The 25,008-nt window shown below is 40.7% G+C and carries 19 protein-coding genes; 9 read left to right on the forward strand and 10 right to left on the reverse strand.

Going from position 1 to position 25,008, the window contains the following annotated elements:
- Positions 1–8: 8 nt before the first annotated feature.
- Both IPJ09_06370 and IPJ09_06375 read right to left on the reverse strand, forming a co-directional pair.
- Entirely contained in the window at positions 9–686 is a 678-nt protein-coding gene (locus IPJ09_06370) for a ribulose-phosphate 3-epimerase (GenBank protein MBK7371051.1), read from the reverse strand.
- Positions 683–1,423 (reverse strand): ribonuclease H-like domain-containing protein, encoded by a 741-nt coding sequence (locus IPJ09_06375; GenBank protein MBK7371052.1) that lies wholly within the window; start codon positions 1,421–1,423, stop codon positions 683–685. The genes IPJ09_06370 and IPJ09_06375 overlap by 4 nt, the downstream gene beginning before the upstream one ends.
- A 246-nt stretch (positions 1,424–1,669) precedes the next feature.
- Here IPJ09_06375 and IPJ09_06380 point away from each other — a divergent pair, with 246 nt between their 5' ends.
- Both IPJ09_06380 and IPJ09_06385 read left to right on the forward strand, forming a co-directional pair.
- Complete coding sequence (locus IPJ09_06380) at positions 1,670–2,671, forward strand: hypothetical protein (GenBank protein MBK7371053.1); 1,002 nt, start codon at positions 1,670–1,672, stop codon at positions 2,669–2,671.
- Positions 2,672–2,809: 138 nt separating this feature from the next.
- Complete coding sequence (locus tag IPJ09_06385; GenBank protein ID MBK7371054.1) at positions 2,810–3,769, forward strand: PD40 domain-containing protein; 960 nt, start codon at positions 2,810–2,812, stop codon at positions 3,767–3,769.
- Positions 3,770–3,771: 2 nt separating this feature from the next.
- Here the strand turns inward: IPJ09_06385 and IPJ09_06390 are convergent, their stop codons facing one another.
- From IPJ09_06390 to mdh, 6 genes are all read right to left on the reverse strand, one after another.
- On the reverse strand, positions 3,772–4,344 hold the full coding sequence (locus IPJ09_06390; GenBank protein ID MBK7371055.1) for a hypothetical protein: 573 nt from the start codon (positions 4,342–4,344) through the stop codon (positions 3,772–3,774).
- A gap of 141 nt (positions 4,345–4,485) precedes the next feature.
- Positions 4,486–6,099 carry a CTP synthase gene (locus tag IPJ09_06395; GenBank protein ID MBK7371056.1) on the reverse strand — a complete coding sequence of 538 codons (1,614 nt, stop codon included), beginning with the start codon at positions 6,097–6,099 and terminating at the stop codon, positions 4,486–4,488.
- A 202-nt stretch (positions 6,100–6,301) separates the two neighbouring features.
- A complete protein-coding gene (locus tag IPJ09_06400; protein ID MBK7371057.1) occupies positions 6,302–8,044 on the reverse strand; it encodes an Ig-like domain repeat protein in 1,743 nt (580 codons plus the stop codon).
- A 51-nt stretch (positions 8,045–8,095) separates the two neighbouring features.
- Positions 8,096–10,885: a TonB-dependent receptor gene (locus IPJ09_06405; protein MBK7371058.1), complete on the reverse strand. Its 2,790-nt coding sequence runs from the start codon at positions 10,883–10,885 to the stop codon at positions 8,096–8,098.
- 161 nt (positions 10,886–11,046) lie between these two features.
- Positions 11,047–11,931 (reverse strand): hypothetical protein, encoded by an 885-nt coding sequence (locus IPJ09_06410; protein MBK7371059.1) that lies wholly within the window; start codon positions 11,929–11,931, stop codon positions 11,047–11,049.
- Positions 11,932–11,994: 63 nt separating this feature from the next.
- Positions 11,995–12,927, reverse strand: a complete 933-nt coding sequence (mdh, locus tag IPJ09_06415) for a malate dehydrogenase (GenBank protein ID MBK7371060.1) — start codon at positions 12,925–12,927, stop codon at positions 11,995–11,997.
- 116 nt (positions 12,928–13,043) lie between these two features.
- On the opposite strand from mdh, the gene IPJ09_06420 reads away from it, so the two are divergent.
- A complete protein-coding gene (locus tag IPJ09_06420) occupies positions 13,044–14,549 on the forward strand; it encodes a T9SS type A sorting domain-containing protein (protein ID MBK7371061.1) in 1,506 nt (501 codons plus the stop codon).
- On the opposite strand, the gene IPJ09_06425 is transcribed toward IPJ09_06420, so the two are convergent.
- Complete coding sequence (locus IPJ09_06425) at positions 14,550–15,023, reverse strand: DUF4442 domain-containing protein (GenBank protein ID MBK7371062.1); 474 nt, start codon at positions 15,021–15,023, stop codon at positions 14,550–14,552.
- Positions 15,024–15,119: 96 nt separating this feature from the next.
- On the opposite strand from IPJ09_06425, the gene sucC reads away from it, so the two are divergent.
- From sucC to xseB, 3 genes are read left to right on the forward strand one after another with little or no spacing between them, the layout of a single operon-like run.
- Positions 15,120–16,325, forward strand: coding sequence for an ADP-forming succinate--CoA ligase subunit beta (gene sucC / locus IPJ09_06430; GenBank protein MBK7371063.1), 1,206 nt, complete (start codon positions 15,120–15,122; stop codon positions 16,323–16,325).
- A 24-nt stretch (positions 16,326–16,349) separates the two neighbouring features.
- Positions 16,350–17,576 carry an exodeoxyribonuclease VII large subunit gene (xseA, locus tag IPJ09_06435; GenBank protein MBK7371064.1) on the forward strand — a complete coding sequence of 409 codons (1,227 nt, stop codon included), beginning with the start codon at positions 16,350–16,352 and terminating at the stop codon, positions 17,574–17,576.
- 17 nt (positions 17,577–17,593) lie between these two features.
- Complete coding sequence (xseB, locus tag IPJ09_06440) at positions 17,594–17,809, forward strand: exodeoxyribonuclease VII small subunit (GenBank protein ID MBK7371065.1); 216 nt, start codon at positions 17,594–17,596, stop codon at positions 17,807–17,809.
- Positions 17,810–17,870: 61 nt separating this feature from the next.
- Here the strand turns inward: xseB and IPJ09_06445 are convergent, their stop codons facing one another.
- Positions 17,871–18,857: a Gfo/Idh/MocA family oxidoreductase gene (locus tag IPJ09_06445; protein MBK7371066.1), complete on the reverse strand. Its 987-nt coding sequence runs from the start codon at positions 18,855–18,857 to the stop codon at positions 17,871–17,873.
- Positions 18,858–19,008: 151 nt separating this feature from the next.
- Here IPJ09_06445 and IPJ09_06450 point away from each other — a divergent pair, with 151 nt between their 5' ends.
- The 3 genes from IPJ09_06450 (at position 19,009) to IPJ09_06460 (ending at position 24,975) form a co-directional block, all read left to right on the forward strand.
- Entirely contained in the window at positions 19,009–20,268 is a 1,260-nt protein-coding gene (locus IPJ09_06450) for a DUF937 domain-containing protein (GenBank protein MBK7371067.1), read from the forward strand.
- A 157-nt stretch (positions 20,269–20,425) separates the two neighbouring features.
- Positions 20,426–21,679 carry a PDZ domain-containing protein gene (locus tag IPJ09_06455; protein MBK7371068.1) on the forward strand — a complete coding sequence of 418 codons (1,254 nt, stop codon included), beginning with the start codon at positions 20,426–20,428 and terminating at the stop codon, positions 21,677–21,679.
- 80 nt (positions 21,680–21,759) lie between these two features.
- Complete coding sequence (locus tag IPJ09_06460; protein MBK7371069.1) at positions 21,760–24,975, forward strand: UbiD family decarboxylase; 3,216 nt, start codon at positions 21,760–21,762, stop codon at positions 24,973–24,975.
- Positions 24,976–25,008 lie beyond the last annotated feature (33 nt).

Below are 25,008 nucleotides of genomic sequence, written 5' to 3' on the forward strand. Positions count from 1 at the left end.
GAAATTCACTAAACGATAAATTGATTTCTCGAAATCTGTTTTAACTTCTTAATGGTATCTAACGGGTCCTTAGCATTAATAATAGCACTGCCCACTACAAATACATCTGCCCCGGCATCGAAGATCGAAGCTATATTTTGCAAGCCTACCCCACCGTCAACCTGGACTAAAGCATGAGCATTTGATTCGATAATCATTTGCCTGAGTCTTTTAATCTTTGGTATGGTCTGATAAATAAATTTTTGCCCGCCAAACCCAGGATTGACAGACATTATCAAGACCAGGTCCACCATTTCTATGATGTCTTTCAGTAGTTCCACTGGAGTATGCGGGTTTAATGCCACGCCGGCCTTTGCTCCAGATTTCTGTATGAGATCAATGGTTCGGTTTAAGTGGACACTCGCTTCATAATGAACAGTGATCATATCAGCTCCTGCATCACGTACTGCTTGCACGTGATTTTCTGGTCGGACAATCATCAGATGGGCGTCAAGAGGCTTGTCGGTCAGTCCTCGAATACTTTGGATCACCGGCATTCCGAAGGAAATGTTAGGCACAAAACTACCATCCATAATATCAAGATGTATCCAATCTGCTTCACTGTGCTGGAGCATATTGATAGATTCACCTAAGCGGGCAAAATCAGCATTTAAAATAGAAGGTGCTAATATTGGTAGACTGTTCATGAGAAGATATCTATTTGTTCGTTTTCAAGCATTGGCTTATGATTAAAATACAAATACAGTTGTGCCACAGTGATGGCATCTTTTTCACAATACCGGGCTATTCTGGCAAGATCATTTTCTTTCCAATAGACTTCACCCACTTTACTGCCATCAATATCATCTTTTGGACTGGCGATCCCTAATATGGCAGAGAGTAAATTGAGTGAAGTATAATGTTTAACATCTCCAAACTTCCAGTACTGCATCGTATCTATATGTGCATTCTCCCAGGGCTTTTTGCCGCTCAGATTAATTATCCTGGGAAATTTGATCCGGTGAATGGCCATTCGACGGCACAAATATGGAATATCAAACTCACGAATATTATGTCCACAAATCCGGTGCTCTTCTTTATAAAAGCGCTTGTCGAGCATTTCAGCGAATTCAAGCAGCAGTTTTTTCTCATCATCTCCTGCAAAAGATTTTACTTTAAGTCGGAGAGTATGGTCAGCGTCAACCGCAAACCGTGCTACTGATATGCAAACGATTTTGCCAAATTCCGCAAAGATGGCGGCTTTCTTTTCGAAAAAGTCACTGACTTGCTCATCGCTCATGGGATCATCATAGGACTTGGTAAAGGCATTTGCTTTTATTCTCCACAGGCTTTTTAGGTCTTCAGACAATTCGCTGAAAGTAGCCCGGCTAGAGACAGTCTCAATATCAAAAAAAAGAATGTCGGCTGGTTTGGTTGATTCCATAGTAAGATATTCATGCAAAAATGCTTAAAATATATTAGAAAGTGAATTTTGAAATCTTAGAGCAAATTCAATTTTAGTATGTCAGACCCAATATTTAATTTTCGAAAACCCAGTGGTTGACCAAATGTTAACAAGCCATTTAAGAAATTTTACAGTTTGTAATACTATTCGGTAGCAGGTGTTGCGTTAATACTACATAACTTTGTAATTAATTTAATAAAAACAACAATCTTAAACTACAAAACAATGGCAGATTACAATTATGGAAGTACCAACCCACCAAAAAAGAACAATTATCTACCAATCTTAATTGGCCTTTTAATTGCGTCCTTCGGTGCCAATGCATATTTGTTTTTTAATAAACAAAAACAACAAGAAATCATAGTAAGTACTGAAACTAAATTGAGTGAATCAGAACGACTGAAAGCCGAGCTGGAAACTCAATACTATCAGGCACTTCAGGATTTGGAAAAACAAAGAACAGATAACAAGGAGTTAAATGATCTGATTGAAACTCAGAAAGGAGAGTTAAAAACACAAAAAGACCGTATCGCCAAATTATTAGGCGATTCTAAAAACCTAAGCAGTGCCAGAACTGAAATGGCTGCTATGCGGGTTCAGGTAGACGGCTATATGGCTGAAATCGGCAAATTGAAGGCAGAGAATGAGCTCTTGGTCAATACTAATACCTCCCTTACTGAAGAAAAAAAGTCGCTTTCAATGAATTTGGAAGAACAAAAAAAGGCAAATGAAGAACTGACCACAGCCAAAACTGTACTGATCAGTGAAAAAGAAAAACTGGCATCTGAAAATACAACACTTACTAAAAAAGTCAATATTGCTTCAGTGGTTAAAGTAGCTAATATCGATGTAGCAGGTTTTAGAGTTAAAAATAGTGGTAAGGAAGTAGATCGCAGCCGTGCAAAGAGCATCGATGGCTTAAAAATCTGTTTTGACATCACCGAAAACAATGTTGCAGAATCTGGCGTCGAACAGTTTTATGTAAGAGTGATCAATCCTACCGGAGAGACTCAAGCACTAGAAAATCTTGGCTCTGGTGTATTGGTCAATCAAGCTAATAGCGAAGAAATAAAATACACTTCATTAAAAGGAGTGAAATATGAGAACAATGCTCAAAATACATGCATGAATTGGCAGCCCAATATTCCATTTCAAGAGGGCACTTATACGGTAGAAATCTACAATAAAGGGTATCTCGCTGGTACTACTACCTTCAAACTGAAGTAAAACACTTTTTCATAACATCCTGTGGAAGCAGGTAATTTTTAATGGTTTATATTGCTCATCGAATTTTTTCGATGAGCTTTTTTTTTGTTAAAAGGAGCTAAGACACAGCGAATACTAATGAACTAACTATATACATGTATGAAAAAGCTAGCAACCTTGAGTATTTGCTGGATGATCAGTTTAATTGGGTACTCCCAAAAATTAAATTTGTTTAAATCAAAAGCTCCTGAATTGCCAGATTTATTTGCCCCCGGAGTCATATCTGATCAATTCGGCAACCGGAATATGGCTATCTCTCCGGATGCATCTGAATTTATGTACACACTTCAATACAAGTCTGGCGCCTATAGTGGGATTTTATATTGCAAATACAAAAATGGCAAATGGTCCGTACCGGATATAGCTCCCTTCAGCGGTCAATACAATGATCTTGAGCCAGCTTATGCTCCTGATGGCTCCAAATTATACTTCGTATCCAATCGCCCTTTGACTGCTCAAGGCAAAGTCAAAGATTACGATATTTGGTTAGTAGAGAAAAATGCACATGGTGATTGGGGCTCCCCGGTTATACTTCCATCTCCCGTAAATACATCCAAAAATGAATTTTATCCAGCCGTAACCTCATCAGGCAATATATATTTCACCAGAGAAATGCCTGATCAAGACGAAGATATCGTGGTATGCACCTGGAATGGAAGTGGTTACGATGACGCTGTCAGCCTTCCTGCGGCTATTAATTCAAATAAAGTAGAGTTCAATGCATATATAGATGCTGATGAACAATTTATCCTGTATACAGCTTATCGGCGAGAAGGCAATTCAGGATCAGGCGACATATATATATCATTTAAAAATGAAGAAGGACACTTGGGTACCTCTTCAAACCTTGGACCTAAGATCAATGATTCCGGACTCACCTATTGCCCTTATGTCTCGCCTGATAAAAAATACTTTTTCTTCACTTCCAGCAGATGGTCCGCCCCGCCATTTGACAGTAAAAAAAACCTCAAACAAATAAAAACACTTTTAAGCAGCCCGATGAATGGCTGGGACAATATCTATTTTATGGACGCAAGCACTATCTTATCCAAAAAATAGTCTCATATCCAACCATATTCCTTGCGATATTTTCTTTTTAACCAGCTATTGGCTTCTTTATCTCCTTTGAATTTTTCCCTTTTGGGATTCCATTCAAGTTTTCTACCCACGCGCCAGGAGATGAGCCCCAGGTGCATCGGAAGTGTCATCTGTCTTACATAAGGAAGATTGGATTCTGGTTGGGATCTGGATTTGATTGCGTCTATAAAATTTTGTTGGTGTCCCGTCGACCTTGTTATTGACTTCGGGATCTGAGGAAGGTCTTTCATTATCTGACCGTCCATCTCTATTTGCATGGTAGAATAATCACACAATAAATTGCCTTTTTCGCCTACAAAATAAGCTCCAATATGTTTGTCGGCTGCACCCCGCACAGGAGGGGGACTTGAACTCCAGTGAAGATCCAATCCGTCAAACTTATAGTCTACCTCGAGCCATTTGGGAGTATCTCCTACCCCACTTGACTTTTCTCCCCTCGAAGAAATAGAAGTCAATCCTTTGGGCGATAACGACCACCACACGATGTCTGCTATATGACAACAAAAGTCCTGAAAAATACCTCCTGAGTATTTCATAAATTATCTGTAGCTAAAATGGGTGAAAATATAGGCCAACCCGGGATTTGGTAGAATCTCAAATCAGAGACGCGTTCATTTCAAGTTTGAAGTAAAAAAGGTGATAAATTAAACAGTAGTCTTTTTATTTCTTCCAGACGCTCACTCCTTCATCCTATAATTCATCGCTGCCTGTACAAATGCTACAAACAAAGGATGTGGATTTTCTACTGTACTTTGTAGTTCTGGGTGGAATTGGACCCCAATATAAAATGGGTGTGACTTGAGCTCCATGATCTCTACGAGTTTGGAGGATGGATTGACACCGGATGCTCTGAACCCATGAGATTCAAATAGTTCAAGATATTTATTGTTGAATTCCCATCGGTGGCGGTGTCGCTCTTTGATCAGATCCGATCCATATATTTTATACGCTTTGCTGTCCTTTTTAATCTTACAATCGAATGAACCAAGCCGCATCGTTCCTCCCTTTGCAGTGATCGTCTTTTGATCATTCATCAAATCAATGACAGGGTTCTTGGTTTTAGGATTGACTTCCGTGGAAGCAGCATCTTTTATCCCCAAAACATTGCGGGCAAACTCCACCACAGCTGACTGAAGCCCAAGACAAATACCAAAAAAAGGAATATTGTGTGTGCGGGCATATTCGATAGCTTTATATTTTCCTTCGATCCCTCTTTCTCCAAAGCCTGGTGCTATCAGTATTCCATCAAAATGTTTAAACCGCTCGGTAATCTGCTCTATATCATCCAGTGATTCTGCGTGGATGGCTTCAATATTCACCTTACATTCATTGACTGCACCGGCATGCACAAAAGCTTCATAGATAGATTTGTAAGCATCTCTAAGCTCATGATATTTCCCTATCAGACCTATATTGACTTCACGAAGTGGGTGTTTAAGTCGGGTCAGAAAGCCCTTCCATGCATCCAGTTCCGGCTCGTGCTTTGACTTTAAATGAAGCTTGCTGATCACTATTTTGTCCAGTCTTTCTTTGAGCATCAGGAGTGGAACATCATAGATAGACTCAGCATCAATCGCCTCGATCACCGAGTTTTTGTCCACATTACAGAATAAGGCCAATTTTTCCCTGAGTTCTTTATTGATATGATGCTCTGTACGACATACCAATACATCTGGTTGTATCCCAGTAGTCAATAATTCTTTAACGCTGTGCTGGGTGGGCTTGGTTTTTAATTCTTTTGCTGCAGAAAGGTATGGGATCAAAGTCAGATGCAACAAGACTGTACTATGAGCTGGTAATTCATGTCTCAACTGCCTGATGGCCTCCAGATATGGTAAGGATTCGATATCACCTACAGTCCCTCCAATCTCAGTCAGGATGATATCAAACTTGCCTCCTTCGGCATTAAGTTTAATTCTTCTCTTGATTTCATCCGTGATATGTGGGATGACCTGGACTGTTTTGCCTAAAAAATCGCCTGCCCTTTCTTTGTCGATGACGGTTTGGTAGATACGACCGGTAGTGACATTATTGGCCTGGGTGGTTGGCACATTTAAAAATCGCTCGTAGTGACCTAAATCCAGGTCTGTCTCTGCGCCATCCACCGTGACATAACATTCGCCATGCTCGTAGGGGTTCAAAGTTCCAGGATCCACATTGATATAGGGATCAAACTTTTGAATTGTGACGCTAAAACCTCGGGATTGGAGCAATTTTGCCAAAGACGCGGCAATGATTCCTTTTCCTAATGATGAGGTGACTCCCCCCGTAATAAAGATGTATTTACTCATGCCGCTTGATTATTTTACTACGGAGCATAAAGGTAGAAAATTAATTGGGCTATACATGAATGATTACGATTCCATTTAAGCTACAGCAGTTAATATCCAGAATCATAATAAATTATACTTTAGAGCACAAAAAGAAGGCCCCGTCCCTTAAGAAAGGTACGGAGCCTATATAAACAAACTGTATTTTAATTAGAAGCTGCTCTTAATTATAAATTTTAGCACCTGGATTGAATTCGGCCCAACCGGCAGTCCAATCCACTGTATTAAATGCACCTATGTAAGTATTTTTGTCAAAGAAAGCTGGCAATCCATCACCACTTCCTCCTTTTTCAAGGCCGTCTGCCTGACCCTGGGCAATAGTGAGCGTAGGTTTGGCGCTATAAATATCAGCGTTTAAACCAGTTTTGCTATTGATTAAAAGCACTTTATTCCCACCGATAGCCGCAAACCAAACGGATGGCTTTTGTGTACCAATCAATAAATCACCTGCAGGTGAGGAGGTATTAATATCTCTGATCGTAAAACCTCGGGGATTTACTGAAGTTCCATTGCCAAATCCATTGTCACCCCAATCGTCGACACCAGCTACTACGATGTTCTTAAGAATCAATTCGCCGTTATTAGCATTGGTAGCAGCCGCGGTACCATCTATATACACACCATTAGGATAAGCTGTCACTACCGAATTGTAAATTTTGATTTTGGCATTTCTTCTTAACTGCATACCATTTTGAAACAATGGGCTTATGGAAGTTGCGTTAGAGCTTTTCGCTCCAATGATGCTTACATTAGAGAAGGTTGGAGCTGTAATCGGAGTCGCTCCACTACCACTACCATCGTTGTCTACTTCAAAACCGTTAGAACCAGATTGGTCAGCTTGGGTAGTACCTCTCAAACCTACAGCATACTGTACGTAGCCGGTAAAACCATTGTCACAGTCAAAGTCATCATCCAGCCCTCTGAAAGCTATGATGTGTTTAACATTGACAGTGCCACCAAACCACTCGTAGGAGTCATCTAATCCGTAAGAACACTGCACGTAATCTATGGTAGTACCACTACCTACTGAGCCCATGGTCAAAGAATTGACCTCTTGATTAGGATTGATAGGAATACCTGCATATTCAATTCTGACATATTTTAATACTCCGGAGTTGTCTGCATCATCGGTACCGCCATGGAATCCACTATATTGACCTTCTAATTCAGCAGTACCTCCAGGTAAATTATTTTTTGCTTTTCCACAGATTACCAGTCCTCCCCAGTCACCAGGCTCACGTTCTCCAGGAGCTCTTTCTGAAGTAAATACGATGGGGGCAGTCGCTGTACCTTCAGCCATAATCTTACTGCCTCTTTGTACGATTAAAGTTCCTTTACTGGCCCTGTCACCAATGATAATAGTACCTGCCTGGATGGTTAATACACCAGTCTTGGTAGGAGTGCCATCTTTGGTCAAATCCTCACCTACTCTAACAAATCCTTTTAACTTATAGATTTTATCACTGGTCCAACTTACGTTGCCACTCAATATGCCAGAAACCTCAACTACCTGCTTAGCAGGAACTGCTGAAACTGTTACAGTTTGTGGTCCACCAGTGGTGGTCAGATTAGCATAGTCTGTTACAATAAAAGTGAAGTTGATTGCACTTCCGGCGGCTAGATTTTCAATGGTATAAGTTTTTGAATAAGCATCAGAAAATACGCCTTCAGGGTAAGTTTTTGAATCAAAAGAAGCTCCATTTTTTAATACCAGTAACGATTTAAGCCCCTTTTCCGAAGCCAAATTTGCTGATATGGTGGCCGATGCTCCTGCTAAGCCTGAGGCTGCAGCACCTACAGATACTGATGGAGCGGGATAAACAGGTTCGTCCTTTTTACAAGCTGAGTTCATTATAAACCAAGCACCCAGGAGCGCTATCATGCCGGTTCGTAAATAATTTTTCATTGTTACTTTCATAGTTTTGAAAATTTTATTAGATATAAAGTTTTATTTTTTTTATTTACCAATTTTATAGGACAACCCAAGCTGCACTAACCTGCCTGGAGCAAATTGTTGAATGATCTGATCATTTTTAGGATTCCACTTTTGATCCTGATTGCCATCCTGAAGGATTCGACCTGGCTGGTTTAAGAGATCACTGATGCCTGCTTTTATGGTAAGTCGTGGGCTAAGGTCTTTGCTTGCAGTGATATCAATTACATTGCGAGGCATTTCATATAGATCAGGGTATCCTTCAAAACCAACTGCAAATATTCTTTTGCCGATCACATTGTACAAAGCATTAAATTGAAATCCCCTATCCCTGTCCTGATAATTTAATCCAGCATTGATGATAAAGGGAGACTGGCCCTGGAGTGGACGATTATCAGACTGGCCACCACTGATTTTATTTCCCAAAGTGACCTTGGAGTGAATCAAGGTCGCATTAAACACTGTGCTGAAATTTCCCAAAAATTTGGAAGTCGTCAAGTTGGTAAAAGATTTTTTCAATTCGATCTCCACCCCGTAATTAATACTCTTTTCTGCGTTGGCAAAGGTGAAAGTTTTTGCTCCACCTGAACCAGAACCAGGCACCACCAGGGATTCGATAGGATCTTTAAAGTTTTTATAAAATAATGCTACGTTAAAGACTTCGAACGGCGATGGGTAAAACTCAAATCTGGTATCAAAGTTTTGAACAACTGCTGTAGAAAGTGGAGAACCCTTATACACATAATTATAATCAAAATCATAATATGCAAAAGGTGCCAGCTCTCTAAATTCAGGCCTATTAAGAGTGATACCGTAGGAGGCTTTTAAAACAGTCTTGTGGTTAAAATTATAGGATAAAGTAGCTGAAGGCAAAGCTTTGGTCACCGGATAATTTAAGTTGATGGGTTCACCCCCGATGAGGTTACTCAAAAGTGTTTGTTCGTTGTGCTCTACTCTCACGCCTCCTGAGAATAACAACTTTTTACCTAGCGGTGCCAGAAAAGTAATATAACCGGCTTCCAGAAGATTTTTTGAATTGTAGGAGTCGCTTGGATTGGTCTGTTCGTCTATTTTGATACCTGTTTTAGAATCTACGTGGTTAAACAGGTTGGTGACGGTGCCGTCTATCAATGAATTGTCAAAATCAAATGCACTGCCCCTTACATAGCCCAAATTACGCGCTGCAAAATCCCGATTTTTAGATTCATAGGAACCTCCGGCTTTGATTTCTACTGCCCCAATTTTCCTGGTCACATTCAACTGTCCTGAGTAGGTCTTTTCCAGCATATCGGATGAAAATCGACCTAGAAAAAATGCCTGAGCTGCACCAAATGGAACATATATGGTAGACTGTTCTGTATCCGGATCCAGGTCAGATCTATATCTTCGGTAATCTGGTTGCTCGCGGGTAGCCCGATTATAACCTGCGAGCCATTCTACTATCCATTTTTCATCATCAAATTTATGTGTACCCACCAATTGGCCGGAGTAGATACTCTTATATACCTGATCAAACGAGTGACTATTAGGAAAATAATTTGACTCAAAATTTTTCCCACCTCTGGCAACATAAGAGCCGGTACTGTTTTGGTTGAAAAGATTCTTCCATTCTATCTGATGATTTGGAGAAAATTTAGCTGCCCAATTGTGCAGTAAACCTACCCTGATGTTGCGATTGTATTGAAGATCCTGATAATTGTATATTTTGGATTCGATGCCCTGATTTTGTTCGTTGTAATCTCCCCTATTGATATCATAAATCGTCCGCGAGTCTGAGTAATTGACTGAAGTAATATTGCCGATATCAACCCCACCTAGTGAGAAACGGAGATTATTGGTCAAGCCTATTTTTTGGTCCGGAACAGCTGTAGATGATACTGATTCCCAGTTATTTTTCAGCGCTTTACCGGCCAGCTCCAGTGCAATAGGATTATTGATTACATTATTTATAGAGGCTGGGAATCGTTTTGGTAAATTTTGATAGCCATCATTAAAACCAGTCCAATACAAACTTCCATTTTGCCCTTGCTTGAAGGTATTAAAAGTAGTCCCTTCACGGAAGGAAACACCATAATCCAGTGTCAACCCATTGTGATCAGGGATACCTTTGGTAAATATTTTAACCACCCCACCCGCAAAATCTCCGGGCAAATCTGCAGAAGGACTTTTGAATATAAGCAATCGTTCTATTTGACCCGCTGGAATGATGTCAAACGAAAAAGACTTGATATCCGTCTCCATAGACGGGGTAATCGCATTGTGCAGCATCACATTATTGTATCGTGCATTAAGCCCACGGATATTGATAAAACGTTCTCCAACTACAGTGATCCCAGGTACCCGTTTGACTACCTGAGCGGCATTGCCATCATTTGACCTTTTGATTTGTTGTTCAGAAATACCGCTGACCACTTGCATGGATGCCTTTATCTCAGATAATATAGCAATTTCATTATTTCTGACCTTGTCACTGGATACGACTACTTCCTGAAGGGTTTCAGATTCTTCGATCATTCCAAATTTGATGGAGGTGACTTTTCCATCTTCTACCTTTACATTTTCTAATGATTCTGTTTTGAAGGATACATAAGACAGCTGGAGACTGTAGGTACCCACAGGTACTCTTTCAAGGCTAAAAAAACCATCGATATCAGTGGCAGTACCTATTTCAGTCCCCACAAGTCGTATCGTGGCTCCAATCAATGGGTCACCAAGCTTTTGATCAATAATAATCCCTTGAATGGTGCCGGTCTGTGCCGACACAAAGGATATTATGCATATCCCGAAAATAAATGTTAATAGAGTTTGTTTCATTACCAGTTTGTTAAATACGGTGCAAAACTAGACTGTCAATGTTAAGCCAGCTTTAAGCCAATATTAAGTTTATATGTCCAACTGGATCATATAGATACATATATAGATAATGTTGATAAATATTTAGTGAACTGACTGATTATCAGCACTAAAAAGGCCCATTATTGTTTGGGCTTGGTAGAAAAGGCTCTTTGATTACTACCACTACCAGATGGAAAAACTTCATTTACATATTTCCATATACCTTTTTCTAACTTAAATCCTTCATAAGATCCATCAGGGACCATGGTCTTACCCTGGCCCGGCAATAGACCTTGGTTGGCGGTAAGGTGATCACAAACGATCATACCTTCGGCCTCATCATAATTAACCCTGACTGCAGCATCGGCACTAAATTCATAAATTAAGCGAGTCTGCAATTGGCCTTTGTCGACTTTAAATACGGGTGCTCCAAATTTGGGTACCCCGTTTTTAAAATAAAGAAGATCAATTACTTTTCTCCGTTCTGTGACTCCAAAGCCGTCGTAACCAAATAAAAGGTATCCTTCGGATTGGTTGGTCATTTTAAAGGACTTTAATCCGTAATACACCACCCCATACCATTGATCTGCATTGGTTTCCTGATACTTAGGATTAGGCAGGTTGCTTGACCGGTCTGCCAATGGGATTAGTTTCAATTCCTTGAAGTCCCACTGGATAGCCCCAAAATATCGGTATTCGGCATCATTGACTTTCAATTGCCAGCTGAAAATTCTAAAGGTACTATCCAGAGGGTAGATCATCGAAACATTTTCTAACCTTGGAAAGCTATATTTAAAAGAATTGGTTGTTTTTAATGCTTTTACCAAAATCGGTATCATTTGGTGACACGCATATACCCTATCTTCAGTAAGCTCTGCAGTCAGTACTCCTCTGGCAAGTACAGATAATGTATCTTCATATACCTGAATAGCAAGTCTTTCGTCAGAGGAAAGCGGGCTTGATCGCTGACCTAGTGCCATCATAGATATATAAAGAATAAAGGCCCCTGCCAGGATAAATCTCATGGACAAAATTTTCAATAGAACGAAGTCACACCTAGTGACTATTATAAACAAACGTTAATTTGTTCAAAGATTCATAGAATCGTAAGCATCCATCACTGTTTTTACTGATGTCGCAGATGCATTTAACAGAGCCATTTCAGCAGGATTGAGCTTAAGTTCGATGATCTCCTTGATCCCTCCCTTGCCCAATTTTACAGGCACTCCTACATACACATTATTAAGTCCATATTGCCCTTCCATTTTTATACAGCAGGGGAATATGCGATTTTCATCTTTTAATATTGCAATCGCCATTTGAGCAGCAGCAGCTCCAGGAGCATACCATGCGGAAGTCCCCATTAATTTTACGAGTTCGCCACCACCGACTTTAGTTCTTTCTACAATGGCATCCAGATCTGCATGGCTGATGAGCTCAGTTACGGGTATCCCACTGACCGTGGTGTATCTCGGAAGTGGCACCATAGTATCACCATGACCGCCCATAAGCACTGCCTGGATATCTTTTGGTGAAACATTTAGTGCTTCTGCCAGAAAAGCTCTGTATCGTGCTGTATCCAGAATACCCGCCATTCCTAGCACTTTACTGGTATGCAAACCTGAAGTCTTTTGAGCTGCGTAAGTCATGACATCCAGGGGATTAGATACCACGATGATGATTGGGTCAGCAGAATATTGGAGGATGCTTTTAGTGACACTGCTGACGATCCTGGCATTGGTTGATATCAGATCATCTCTGCTCATGCCAGGCTTACGTGGCACTCCGGCAGTAATAATCACGATATCCGACCCCGCAGAATCAGCATAATTGTCAGTCCCTTTGACCCTAGTACTGTATTCATCAATAGGCGCTTGCTGCCACATATCCAAAGCTTTGCCTTTGGCCAGGTCTCCTGCTATGTCGATCATCACTATTTCATTCACGATATCCTGATGTGCAAGGACATTGGCACAAGTAGCACCTACATTACCTGCTCCGATCACACTAACTTTACTCATATTTTTTACGTTAAGAATATTAAATAGCGCAAAGTTAGACCTGTATTGTGATACCACAAAAGATATTCCATGAGTTTGTTGGGTTTTTCAACCATAAAATCGATAATTTTGTAATAATGAAAAGAATTCTAGCGATCTCTTCTTTATTGTTGTGTGCTTTTGTACTACCTTCCCAAAGTAGCCTGCCTTTTACCTGTGGGACTGAGCATCTGGAAGACATTAAACAAGAGATGCTCAAAAACAGGGAGGAATTCAAAAACCTTCATATTCAAAGGGGGGCTATCAATTATATACCTGTCAAAATATTTTTGGTTGCATACAATGATGGTACCGGCAATATATCAGTCATGAATGCGCTGCGCATGATGTGCCAATTGAATAAAGCCTATGTCGACCAAAATATTCAATTTTATATCAAAGAGCTCAAAACAATCAATAATACGGCCATCGCTGAGACACCTGGATCTTCCGGAGGTACTTTGCAAATGTCCCTAAACAAGGACCCCAAAGCCGTCAATATCTTCATCACCCAAAAGATTCTCGATGGTGTGGCTGGATATTATATAGGACCGGCAGCGTCCTCCAATGATTTTATCGTCATCCAAAGTGACTATATAGCAGATGTAAGGGTGGCACCTCATGAAATGGGACATTATTTAAGCTTACCTCATACTTTTCATGGCTGGGATGCCGTTGCCTGGGATCCGGTTAAAAATGGCAATCCTGTCGGCAAGTTTGCCCCTGATGGCATCACCATCAATGAGTTTGCAGACAGCTCCAATTGTGGACCTAAAAATGTAGGAGATGGTTTTTGCGACACCCCTGCTGATTATAATTTCGGCCCCTCTCCTACCTGTACTTATAATCCTTTGGCAATGGATCCCAATGGTCGATTATTACATCCTCAAACAAATAATTTCATGAATTATTTTTCTGGATGTACAGAATACATTTTTACACCTAATCAAAAAGACGCAGTACTCGCCAGTTATAATAGTAGTGCAAGAAGGGATATCAGAGGAACCTCTCCGCCTACCATTACAACGATCACTAGTCAAGCAACCTTGCGCACTCCAGCCAATGGAAGCCCCACTGTCAGTGCCGACACGGTCACCCTTGACTGGGATGATGTGCCAGGAGCCACTTCTTATCTGGTACAGTATGATGTCGTATCCACCTTTGAATTATTCGTACAATCTATTGTTACTAAAGAAAGTAAATTAAAAATAGAAAAGCTCACTCAAAACAGGACTTATCACTGGAGGGTGATCCCATTCAATGAATACTCTACTTGCTTTCTTGATCCGCAGAGATTTACTTTTAAAGCTGGTGCTTTGACAGCGGTACCCGATATTCCTGAAGTAAAGAGCTTTGCTGTGTATCCAAATCCTGCCTTTAATGATGATAAAGTTCATATTCAACTTGAGAGTAAGACCAGTTTTAATGGTACGATCAATGTGTACGATATACGTGGAAGGCAACTTATATACCAATTTAAAGATAAGTTTCAAAGTGGGCTAACTGCCAAAGAACTGTACATGGATGTATTAAAACCTGGAGTATATGCGGTGGTGCTCTCCTCAGGTCAAGGCCAGGTGACTAGAAAACTGGTTGTACTTTGATCAGGCAGATTTTTTCTTAAATGACCATTCAAAGGTAAATTTAGCTACCTCTACTCCATCTTTATTGCGTCCGATCGTGGTAACCGAGACAACCGAACCATTCGGATTATTTTCAGCTTCTTTGACAGCTGCGACAATTCGAGGAACTTCCGGACATTCAAACAAAATGATTCCTTTTGCTTTTTTTAGAAAAACACCACTCATCCCAGTGACCAACATGGACATATCCTTCCCCTCAATAGCTGCCAATGCAATACTTCCTGTTGATAGTTCAGCTGCAGCGGACAATGCTGCGAAATAGATAGAACGAAAGGGGTTCTTTGTAGACCATCTGTATGGGATTTGAACCACACATTTTTCGTGATCCAGCACTTTGATCTTAAGACCAAAAAACCAAGCACCAGGCAATTGATTAAAAAAATAAAATCGCATCACCCACGGGCTCAACATGCGGCTTATTATTTTCTGATCCATTATGATATATTATTTGGTTTGAACAATGTGAGCTTCTTATTTTCTCTAAATAGTTTCAATATATAATTATTTTCGCACCCATATCAACATTACAACATGAATCTTCACGAATATCAAGGTAAAGACCTCTTAAAAAAGTTTAATATTCCCGTTCAGGAAGGGATTCTCGCCACTACGGAAGAAGAGGCTCTCCTTGCATACGAAAAAATCGCAGCTGACACGCATTCACCAGTAGTCGTTGTAAAAGCTCAAATTCACGCAGGAGGACGAGGCAAAGGAGGCGGGGTCAAGGTCGTCAAGTCAAAAGAGCAGGCTCAGCAGGTTATACCCCAGATCTTAGGTATGATGCTCAAAACGCCACAGACACCCGGGGGCATGACTGGTGCTGGCAAATTGGTCAAAAAGATCCTGATCACTGAAGATTCCTTCCGACCCACCTTTGAGTCTTGCAAAGAATACTATGTCTCTATCTTAACAGATCGGGAAAAGAAGGCGAATGTGATCATCTATTCGACTGAAGGTGGCATGGATATCGAAGCAGTGGCAGAGCATACCCCAGAGCTTTTATACAAGGAGTATGTACATCCTCTGGTAGGACTACAAGCATTCCAGGCAAGAAATATTGCCTTTAATCTGGGACTGGAAGGGGACAGTTTTAAAAACATGGTTAAATTTATTACCAACCTATACCAGGCATTTGTCCAGTCTGATGCCACCTTGTTTGAAATCAACCCTTGTCTGAGGGATGGACTTGGCAATATTATCGCGGTCGACTGTAAAGTTTCTTTGGATGACAATGCCCTTTTTAGGCATGCAGACCTCGAAGCCCTTAGAGATACCGACGAAGAAGATCCGGCTGAAGTCGAAGCGAAAGCTTATAATTTGAATTATGTAGCGTTGGATGGAAATGTAGGGTGTATGGTCAATGGTGCTGGTCTCGCTATGGCTACCATGGACATCATCAAACTATCTGGTGGCGAGCCGGCCAATTTTCTTGATGTTGGAGGTACTGCAGATGCTGCCAGGGTCGAACAAGCTTTCAGAATTATTTTAAAAGATCCGGCAGTAAGAGCAATACTCATCAATATTTTTGGTGGCATCGTCCGATGTGATCGTGTGGCTCAAGGTGTCGTAGATGCTTACAAAAATATCGGCGAGATCAAAGTGCCTATCATAGTGAGACTTCAAGGGACAAATGCTGAATTAGCCAAAAAAATCATCGATGATTCGGGGCTCCGGGTTCGATCAGCCATTTTACTTAAAGATGCCGCCGCATTGGTAAAAGAAGCGTTAGAGTCTTAATCAGTCAATAACTGACAAATCACATTGACACCACTATCCTTATTTGAGATAAATGAATATATAAGACAGGTCATAGCACTCAATTTTACTGAACCTGTCTGGATCAGAGCTGAAATCAATCAATGTAGTTTTTCTAGAGGCCACTGTTATCTGGATCTTATAGAAAAAAAAGAAGAAGGCGAGGACATCATAGCCCAGGCAAGTGCTGCCATCTGGTATAGAAATCTGAAGTTTATCGAACATAAGACCGGTCCCGGATTGAGCCAATTGTTGCAAAAAGGAGTCCAGGTGCTCCTTAAAGTAAAAATCGATTACAATGAACGATACGGCCTCAAATTTAATGTCGAAGATATAGACACTTCCTTTACGCTGGGACAGCTGGAGCTAAAACGCAGAGAAGTACTGAATGAACTAGAAAAAAAAGGACTGATTGAAAAAAACAAAAAAATACTGTTACCAGTGGTAATACAAAAGATAGCTGTCATTTCATCAGAGCGCGCAGCAGGTCTGCAGGACTTTATCTCCCACTTGCAGGAAAACGCCTATGATTTTGCCTTCCGTTGTGAACTATTCTCTGCAGCCATGCAGGGAAAAAATGTAGAACGCGAAGTCATTCGTGCCTGCCTGGACATCCTCAAAGAAAAAGAACCTTATGATGCGGTGATCATCATCAGAGGCGGGGGATCCAAACTAGACCTTTCCCCCTTTGACGGACTTAGACTTTGTATGCAATTGGCAGATATGCCCTTTCCTGTCATCACCGGTATAGGACATGACATAGACCAATCTATTGCCGACCTGGTGGCCCACACCAGCTTAAAAACCCCAACCGCGGTGGCCAACTACCTGATAGATCACAATGTAGGCTTTGAGTCCAGCTTGTTTGAAAGGCTCAGGCATATCGAGACTTTTGCTCATCAGATCATTAAAGACCAAAATCGACGCATACAACGGTCTGCAGAATCTATTAAATACCTCGCAATTCAAACTATTCAAAATCATAAATTTAAGCTGAATCAGTACCGGTTAGATTTAAATCAAAGACCTTTGATGATGATCAAAGCCTATCAACTGGAGCTCGACAGTGCCCACAAGGTATTAAACCTGATAGATCCTTATACTTTATTGCAAAGAGGATATAGTATGACCACCAAAGGAGGTATACTGATTAAAAATATGCAGCAGGTCAATGCCGGCGACATCATAGAAACTCGCCTGGCGAAAGGCACTATATCCAGCATAGTTAAATAACATCAATTTAATTGTACATGAAAAAATCAAACCTACATAAATCGGATCTCACATACGAACAAGCAAAATCAGCACTGGATAAGATCATCAAGGACATTCAAAATGAAAACCTTTCAATTGATCTCCTGGCAGAAAAAATCAAACAGGCGCAGGAGCTTATCACTTATTGTCAAATGAGATTGAGGAATATTGAATCCGAAGTCAAATCACTCATAGGTGACGAAGAAGAATAACCTAGGGTTAATATAATAAATAGCTAGACGCTGACGATTTCAACTTTAACCATAAACGAAACTATCCCAAGTCAGCAGGATAATGTAACCCAATTATTTTTCGGACTCTATCTAAGGTACTCGTGAGCTCTAAAGAAAAATCCAAAGGCATCAGCTTGCTCTCTTTTTGGTCTGCTTCTACACATTCCTGGACCTCTTTCATCTCGTAATAAAAACCTCGGGATGGATAATCCCACTTCTTGATTTCTTTGGAGCCATCAGGTCGTAAGATCCAGATTTCGTTTGACTCATGCCACCTAAGAGGTATTATGATTGAGCCTTGTTCAAAGTACAAAATAGCCTGACCAGCTGACTCATACATGATGCTGGATTCGAGGTAGGCAGTAGTGCCGCGATTATATTTAAAGAGCAAATTGCAGGATTCGTCGATGTCATTCACGATGACTGCCTGAGCGTTGATTTCGTCAGGACCTCCCAATAACAACAAGCTTAAAAATATCGGATAGATGCCAATGTCTAAAAGTGCTCCACCGCCCAATTCATTTTGAAGTAACCTGGAGACCCCTTGTGTCAGTCCCCTTTCTTTGCCTTTAAAACAGAATTCCGCTTTTAAGTGTAGCATATGTCCAAGTGAACCTTGCCGACAAAATTCATTTAACCATAAAATATGAGGCATAAATCGTGTCCACATAGCCTCCATCAAGAATACGGATCGCGCTCTGGCCAAAGCTACCAAAGCCTCAGATTGATGAAGATTGATAGTAAAAGGTTTTTCACATAGAACAGGAATCCCTTTTTCAATGCATTTTGAAGCCAAAACGAAGTGTAAATGGTGAGGTACTGCAACATATACTGCATCCACACTGGCATCCGATATAAAATCATCGTAATCACCGTAAGGCACCCCTCCATATAATGCTGTAAAGTCCTCAGCTTTAGCCAAGTCCCTTGATGCTGCAGCGCCTACCACTCCAAGGCTAGTTTGAGTTAATTCTTGAGCAAATTTGTGCGCTATTCTCCCCAACCCTATTATTCCCCATCTAAACATTAGCAATTTATTTACAAATATTTTAACATTTTAAGTTATATACAGATTATTTTTGCATCACAAATTATTGATCGCCCCAATAATTCCCTCCAATTTACTAATTGTTTCCAATTTAAAATTTTTACTTAAACAATAACAAAACATTTAAACTATGGCTATTAATCTTCTCGAAATGCTCCAATCTCAAATTGGTGGCGAGCTAGCAAGTCAAGCTAGTAAATTCTTAGGTGAATCTGAATCAAACACTTCAAAAGCAGTTGGATCCATTCTTCCAACGCTTCTAGGTAGCCTTGCAGGTAAAGGTTCTAGCGAATCTGGAGCCCGTGGTATATTAGATTTTATTAAAACCAATAATATTGATGGTAGCATCCTCAGCAATCTAGGTGGTTTGTTCTCCGGTGGACAAGGTACTGACAGTCTTTTGAATGCTGGTGGTGGAATACTCAAATTTCTGGTTGGTGACAAACTCGGATCTATCGTAGATGTCATCTCCAATGTAGCTGGTGTAAAGACTGGTTCTTCTTCATCGTTATTAAAAATGGCTGCACCTCTTTTAATGGGTTTTGTAGGTAAGTATATCAAAGAAAAATCAATTGATGCCTTAGGTTTAAAAAACTTATTAGGCGGACAACGTGATTTCATTTCTAAAGGGGTGCCTTCAGCTTTAAGTAGCGTATTAGGTCTTGCAAGTACTGCAGGTAACACTGCTTCTACTGCAAGCAAAATGACTTCAGGTGGTGGATCAAGCAATACTTCAGGTGGTGGCAACAATATGCTTAAATGGTTATTGCCTTTACTCTTATTAGGAGCTTTGGCTTATTTCTTAGGTCGTAAAGGCTGCTCAAATTCTATGGAGTCTCCAGCTGCTGCTGTAACGGCGACTATGGATGCAGCTAAAATGGCTGCTGACTCTGCAGCTGCTGCTATGAAGAGAGTGGCTGATAGTATAGCTGCCACAGTGAGCAAATTTTCTTTGCCAGGAGGTGTGGAACTAAATGCCAAAAAAGGAAGCTTTACTGACAAAATCGCTACTTATTTCTCTGATGCAAATGCCACTTTAGACCCAAATATGGCTTTTGCATTTGATGGTGTAAACTTCAAAACCGGATCAGATTCTTTGACTGCTGAATCATCAGCTCAATTGGATGAACTGGTCGCCGTATTGAATGCTTACGCTACTGTAGCTATTAAAGTAGTAGGTCATACAGACAACGTAGGCAATGCTGCTGCTAATAAAAAATTATCTGATATGAGAGCTAAATCTGTAAAAGCTTATCTTGTTGGAAAAGGTGTAGCCGGTGCAAGAGTAGCTACTGCAGGTATGGGACCTGACAAACCTATCGCTGACAATGCTACCGAAGAAGGCAAAGCAACCAATCGTCGTGTAGAAGTCGTCGTAACTAAGAAGTAATCCTATTTAATTATAGATTAGAGCCAATCCGTCGATACGGATTGGCTTTTTTTGTTTATGAAGCTAGTTTGAACAGCTTTTTAGCAAGTTTTGATCATACAATAGGTATTAGAAAAGCGTTTACTTTTAGAAAAGCTTTAAATTTGGATACTTCGATATGATAAAAAACCTGATCAGACTGACCCTTACCTTATCAATCTTATTGATCTGTTTAAAGATTTCTGGCCAATCTGTCCTCAACAAATTCGATATAATTGGGCGCCAAAAAAAGATTGATATACCATTTCAATATGAGAATCACTTCATTTTATTGAGGGTCCTTCTGCAAAAATCATTTCCCCTCAATTTTATTTTTGATACGGGGGCAGAAAACACGCTTTTGCTCAAAAAAGAATATTCAGATCTACTAGGACTCAAATACGATAGGAGGATTAAACTTTTAGGATCCGATCACACAGAAGAAATGTATGCTTTAATCACCAGAGGTATAGGATTTAGCTTCTCGCCTACTGTATCCTATTCACAAGATATCCTGGTACTGGAACAAGATTTTTTTCAATTAGAAGAACTCACTGGCCTGTATGTGGATGGCATCATGAGTGGAAGCTTTTTCAAAACCTATATCACCCACATAAATTATAAATCCAGGTATCTTTCATTTATTCAGCCTAATGCGTTCAGAGTATCCCGCAAGTATGTCAAAGTGCCCATTGAATTAAGTAATGGCAAAATCTATGTCAACGCCACCGTCTCTATCAACAACAAGAAAATACCTGTGAAATTGCTGGTGGATACAGGCGCAGGCTTACCTTTACTATTGTATACCGACGCCAATCCAAATTTTGCTCCACCTGAAAAATCCATCCCTGGAAAGCTTGGTAAAGGACTGGGCGGGTTTCTTGAGGGGCATATCGGCAAGATCAATGAGTTGCAATTAGAGTCTTTTAAATTCCCTAATACTGTGACTAGTTTTCAACAACTGGATTCATCGGTAACCGTCCAATTTCAAGATCCTAACCAACGTAATTTTAGAGATGGACTCATTGGGAATCAATTGCTCAATCGGTTTGACATATATATTGACTATCAAAAAAGTATCATGTATATGAGCCCTATTAAAGATCTATCAAAAGAATTTAATGTGGATCGTAGCGGAATGGATATCCTGGCTACAGGTCATGAGCTCAAACAGTATATAGTAAGCTCTGTCCTACCAGGCTCGCCAGCGGCCAAAGCTGGCCTGAAAAAAGGTGATTTTATAAAAAAAGTAGTAGGCTTGTCATCCAACATTCTTTCCCTGGACCAGATCATTGCTATTTTCTCCAGGAAAGGTCATAGGAAAATAAAAGTCCAATATATCCGAGACGGCGAAATCTATAAAACAGTCGTAGAGCTTGAAGATTTGATTTAACTACTTTGTATCCTTCGACATGGGATCCTACCTTAAATCTGCATTCCAAATTTAGAGTTAAAATTATTTACTTTTGATCTGTGTATGATAGCCTTAGACAATGTGTAAACGACCTCGATCGCCTGGGCGAAGTCGTCAAAATCAAAACCCCCGTAGACCCTGATCTTGAAATATCAGAAATACATCGTCGGATACACGATGCTCAAGGCCCGGCGATTTTATTTGAAAATATCATCGGATCGAAATTTCCTGGCTTATCAAATCTGTACGGCACTACCGAGAGAATCGAATATTTATTTCATAAAAGTATTCCACTTATAAAAGCACTCGGGGCTTTGCGAAGCGACCCTTCGTTGTTGTTCAAAAAACCATCTACTTATCTTGGCCCAGCGCTCAAATCGAGGTACGCTTTGCCCAGAAAAATAAAGCATAGGCATCTGGCTTTTGAATGCAAAATTGAAGATCTTCCGCAGATCAGGTCCTGGCCTAAAGACGGAGGTGCCTTTATTTTGTTGCCCCAAGTGTTAACCCTTCCGCCCGGAAGTACCAATTTGATGGAATCCAACCTTGGCATGTATAGGATACAACTATCTGGTAATCAATACATTAAAAATAAGGAAATCGGTCTACACTATCAACTCCATCGAGGGATAGGTAATCATCATAGACAGTACCTCGACTCCGACCAACCATTTAAAGCAAGTATTTTCATAGGAGGTCCTCCTGCTAACGCTTTGGCTGCCATTTTTCCATTGCCCGAAGGCATGTCAGAGCTCACTTTTGCAGGGCTGCTCAACGGTCGAAGATTTCCTTATTCTTATCATAACGGGTATTATTTATCCGAGCAAGCTGATTTTGTCATTACCGGCACAATAGACAAATCTGCTTTAAAACCAGAAGGTCCTTTTGGAGACCACCTGGGATATTATTCACTACAACATGATTTTCCAGTATTCAAAGTAGATAAGGTCTATCATCGTACAGATGCTATATGGCATTTTACGGTGGTCGGCAGACCTCCTCAAGAAGACTCCTACTTCGGATATCTGATACACCAATTGGTGCAAGACCTGATCCCCAAAGAGTTTCCAGGATTGAAGCAAATGCATGCGGTGGATGCAGCTGGAGTGCATCCACTTTTGCTGGCTATTGGCAAAGAAAGATATATGCCTTTCCGGGAAAGACGACCCGAAGAAATACTGACCATTGCCCATCGTATCCTGGGTTCAGGTCAAACTTCGCTGGCCAAGTTTGTTCTGATAGCTGCAGATGATGACCCCACACTGGACACCCATGACTATTCACGGTTTTTTGATCACTTATTGAGCAGGCTTCGTTTTGACCGCGACTTACACTTTATCACTCAGACGACTATTGATACACTGGATTATTCCGGGGAGAGTTGGAATGCTGGCTCTAAGATTATTATGGCTTGCCATGGAGCACCTATTAGATCTTTACTCCGCACCCTACCTGAAAACTTCAGATTGCCAGGAGGATTTGACGACCCTACCCTTTTTCATTCCGGAATATTGTGCGTAAAAGCAAGCACATTTACCAATTATCAAAATGAAAAACATATTATTGAGATTTTTGCCAAAGAAATTCAGCCCAACCAATTAGAAGGGATTGCCTGGATAATACTGGTTGATGATGCGCATTTTACCTCCTCTGACTGGAAAAACTTTTTATGGGTGACCTTTACCCGTTCCAATCCCGCCCAGGACATTTATGGAGTAAAATCGTTTACCAACTTTAAACATTGGGGTTGTCACGGGCCATTGATCATCGATGCACGAATAAAACCACATCATGCACCTGTATTGGAGGTTGACCCGATAACTTCCAGGGCTGTCGACCAATTATTTGCCAAGGGTGGGCCTTTGTATAGCATGGATAAAAAAGAAAACAAAACCCTCCCGGTAATGAAGGTCTCCCCTGCATTGCCACTTGATTTTGTGGACCGGATCAGAACCCAACTTGGTGATCAATCTGAGGCTTTTATATCTTCTCTTACATCTCCCCTGGCGACTAGCGTGCACCTGCATCCCTCAAAGGGGGAGAATTGCCTGAAGGAATATCTTTCAAATTCGGTGCCCTGGTATTCCAAAGGATATTATTTAAGCGAGCGACCGATCTTCACTTTAGATCCATGCTTCCATGCAGGTGGATATTATGTACAAGAAGCTTCTTCGATGGTGATAGGCCAAATATTCAAAGCTTTATCGGAGGAGACGATTACACCGAAAGTGTTGGATTTATGTGCAGCACCAGGGGGTAAGAGCACTCTATGCCTGAGTGGATTAGAAGGCAGAGGGTTATTAGTCAGCAACGAAACCATTCAATCGAGAGTAGCCTCCCTGGTGCAGAATATAGATAAGTGGGGATTTTCAAATGTTGTCGTGACAAGTTCAGATCCTGAAAAGTTTGATGCCTTACCCAATTTTTTCGATGTCGTATTGGTAGATGCTCCATGTTCAGGGGAGGGGTTATTCAGAAAGGATGCAAATAGTATGGCACATTGGTCCAAAGACCTTGCACACCAATGCAGTTTGCGTCAAAACAGAATCTTGCAGCATGCTGTCCAGACCTTGCGTCCCGGTGGCTTCCTGATTTATTCTACATGTACTTTTAATCCTGAAGAAAACATAGTTCAGATACAAAATCTTTGTAAACAACAGTTTGAACCCTTGCCCCTGGAATCTTTGGAATCGGCTGATTGGGTCAAAATAAGCTCTGGAAATGCTTTTGGTTATCAAGGATATCCTCATTTAATTCAGGGTGAAGGTCTGTTCGTCAGTGTGCTCAAAAAACCGCCCGGCGAGGTATCCAAGCATATTACATCGAATAGATTGGATTGGTTGGAACTACCGGAAGCATTCAAACCATTCGTGGATATGGGGGATCATGCTGCTTTTTTTCATAAAGAAAATTATTTTGCCTTCCCTTTGGATTTTGTATCAGACCTGGAGATGCTCAGTAGTAGCTTAAGGATAGTAAAAGCGGGCATCAAACTGGGGCAATTAAAAAATCTTGAAGTCATACCGGATCATCATCTTGCGTTAAGTTCAATCTTACATCCAGGTATCCTTTCGATTGAATACAACCTGGACGATGCTATTCATTTTCTCAAGAAAGACATCCTCCCAAATAATACCACAACATCAGGATATTATCTGGCAAAATATCAGGGATTGGCGCTTGGATGGCTCAAATCTGTCCCATATCGGTTAAATAATTTATACCCTCTTCAAAATAGGATAATGGGTAATTTTGAAAAAAGGAAAAGTAATTGATATTTAGCCCGGGACTCCACAATTATTTTTATA

The organism is Saprospiraceae bacterium (assembly GCA_016709995.1).
Lineage (GTDB): Bacteria > Bacteroidota > Bacteroidia > Chitinophagales > Saprospiraceae > JADJLQ01.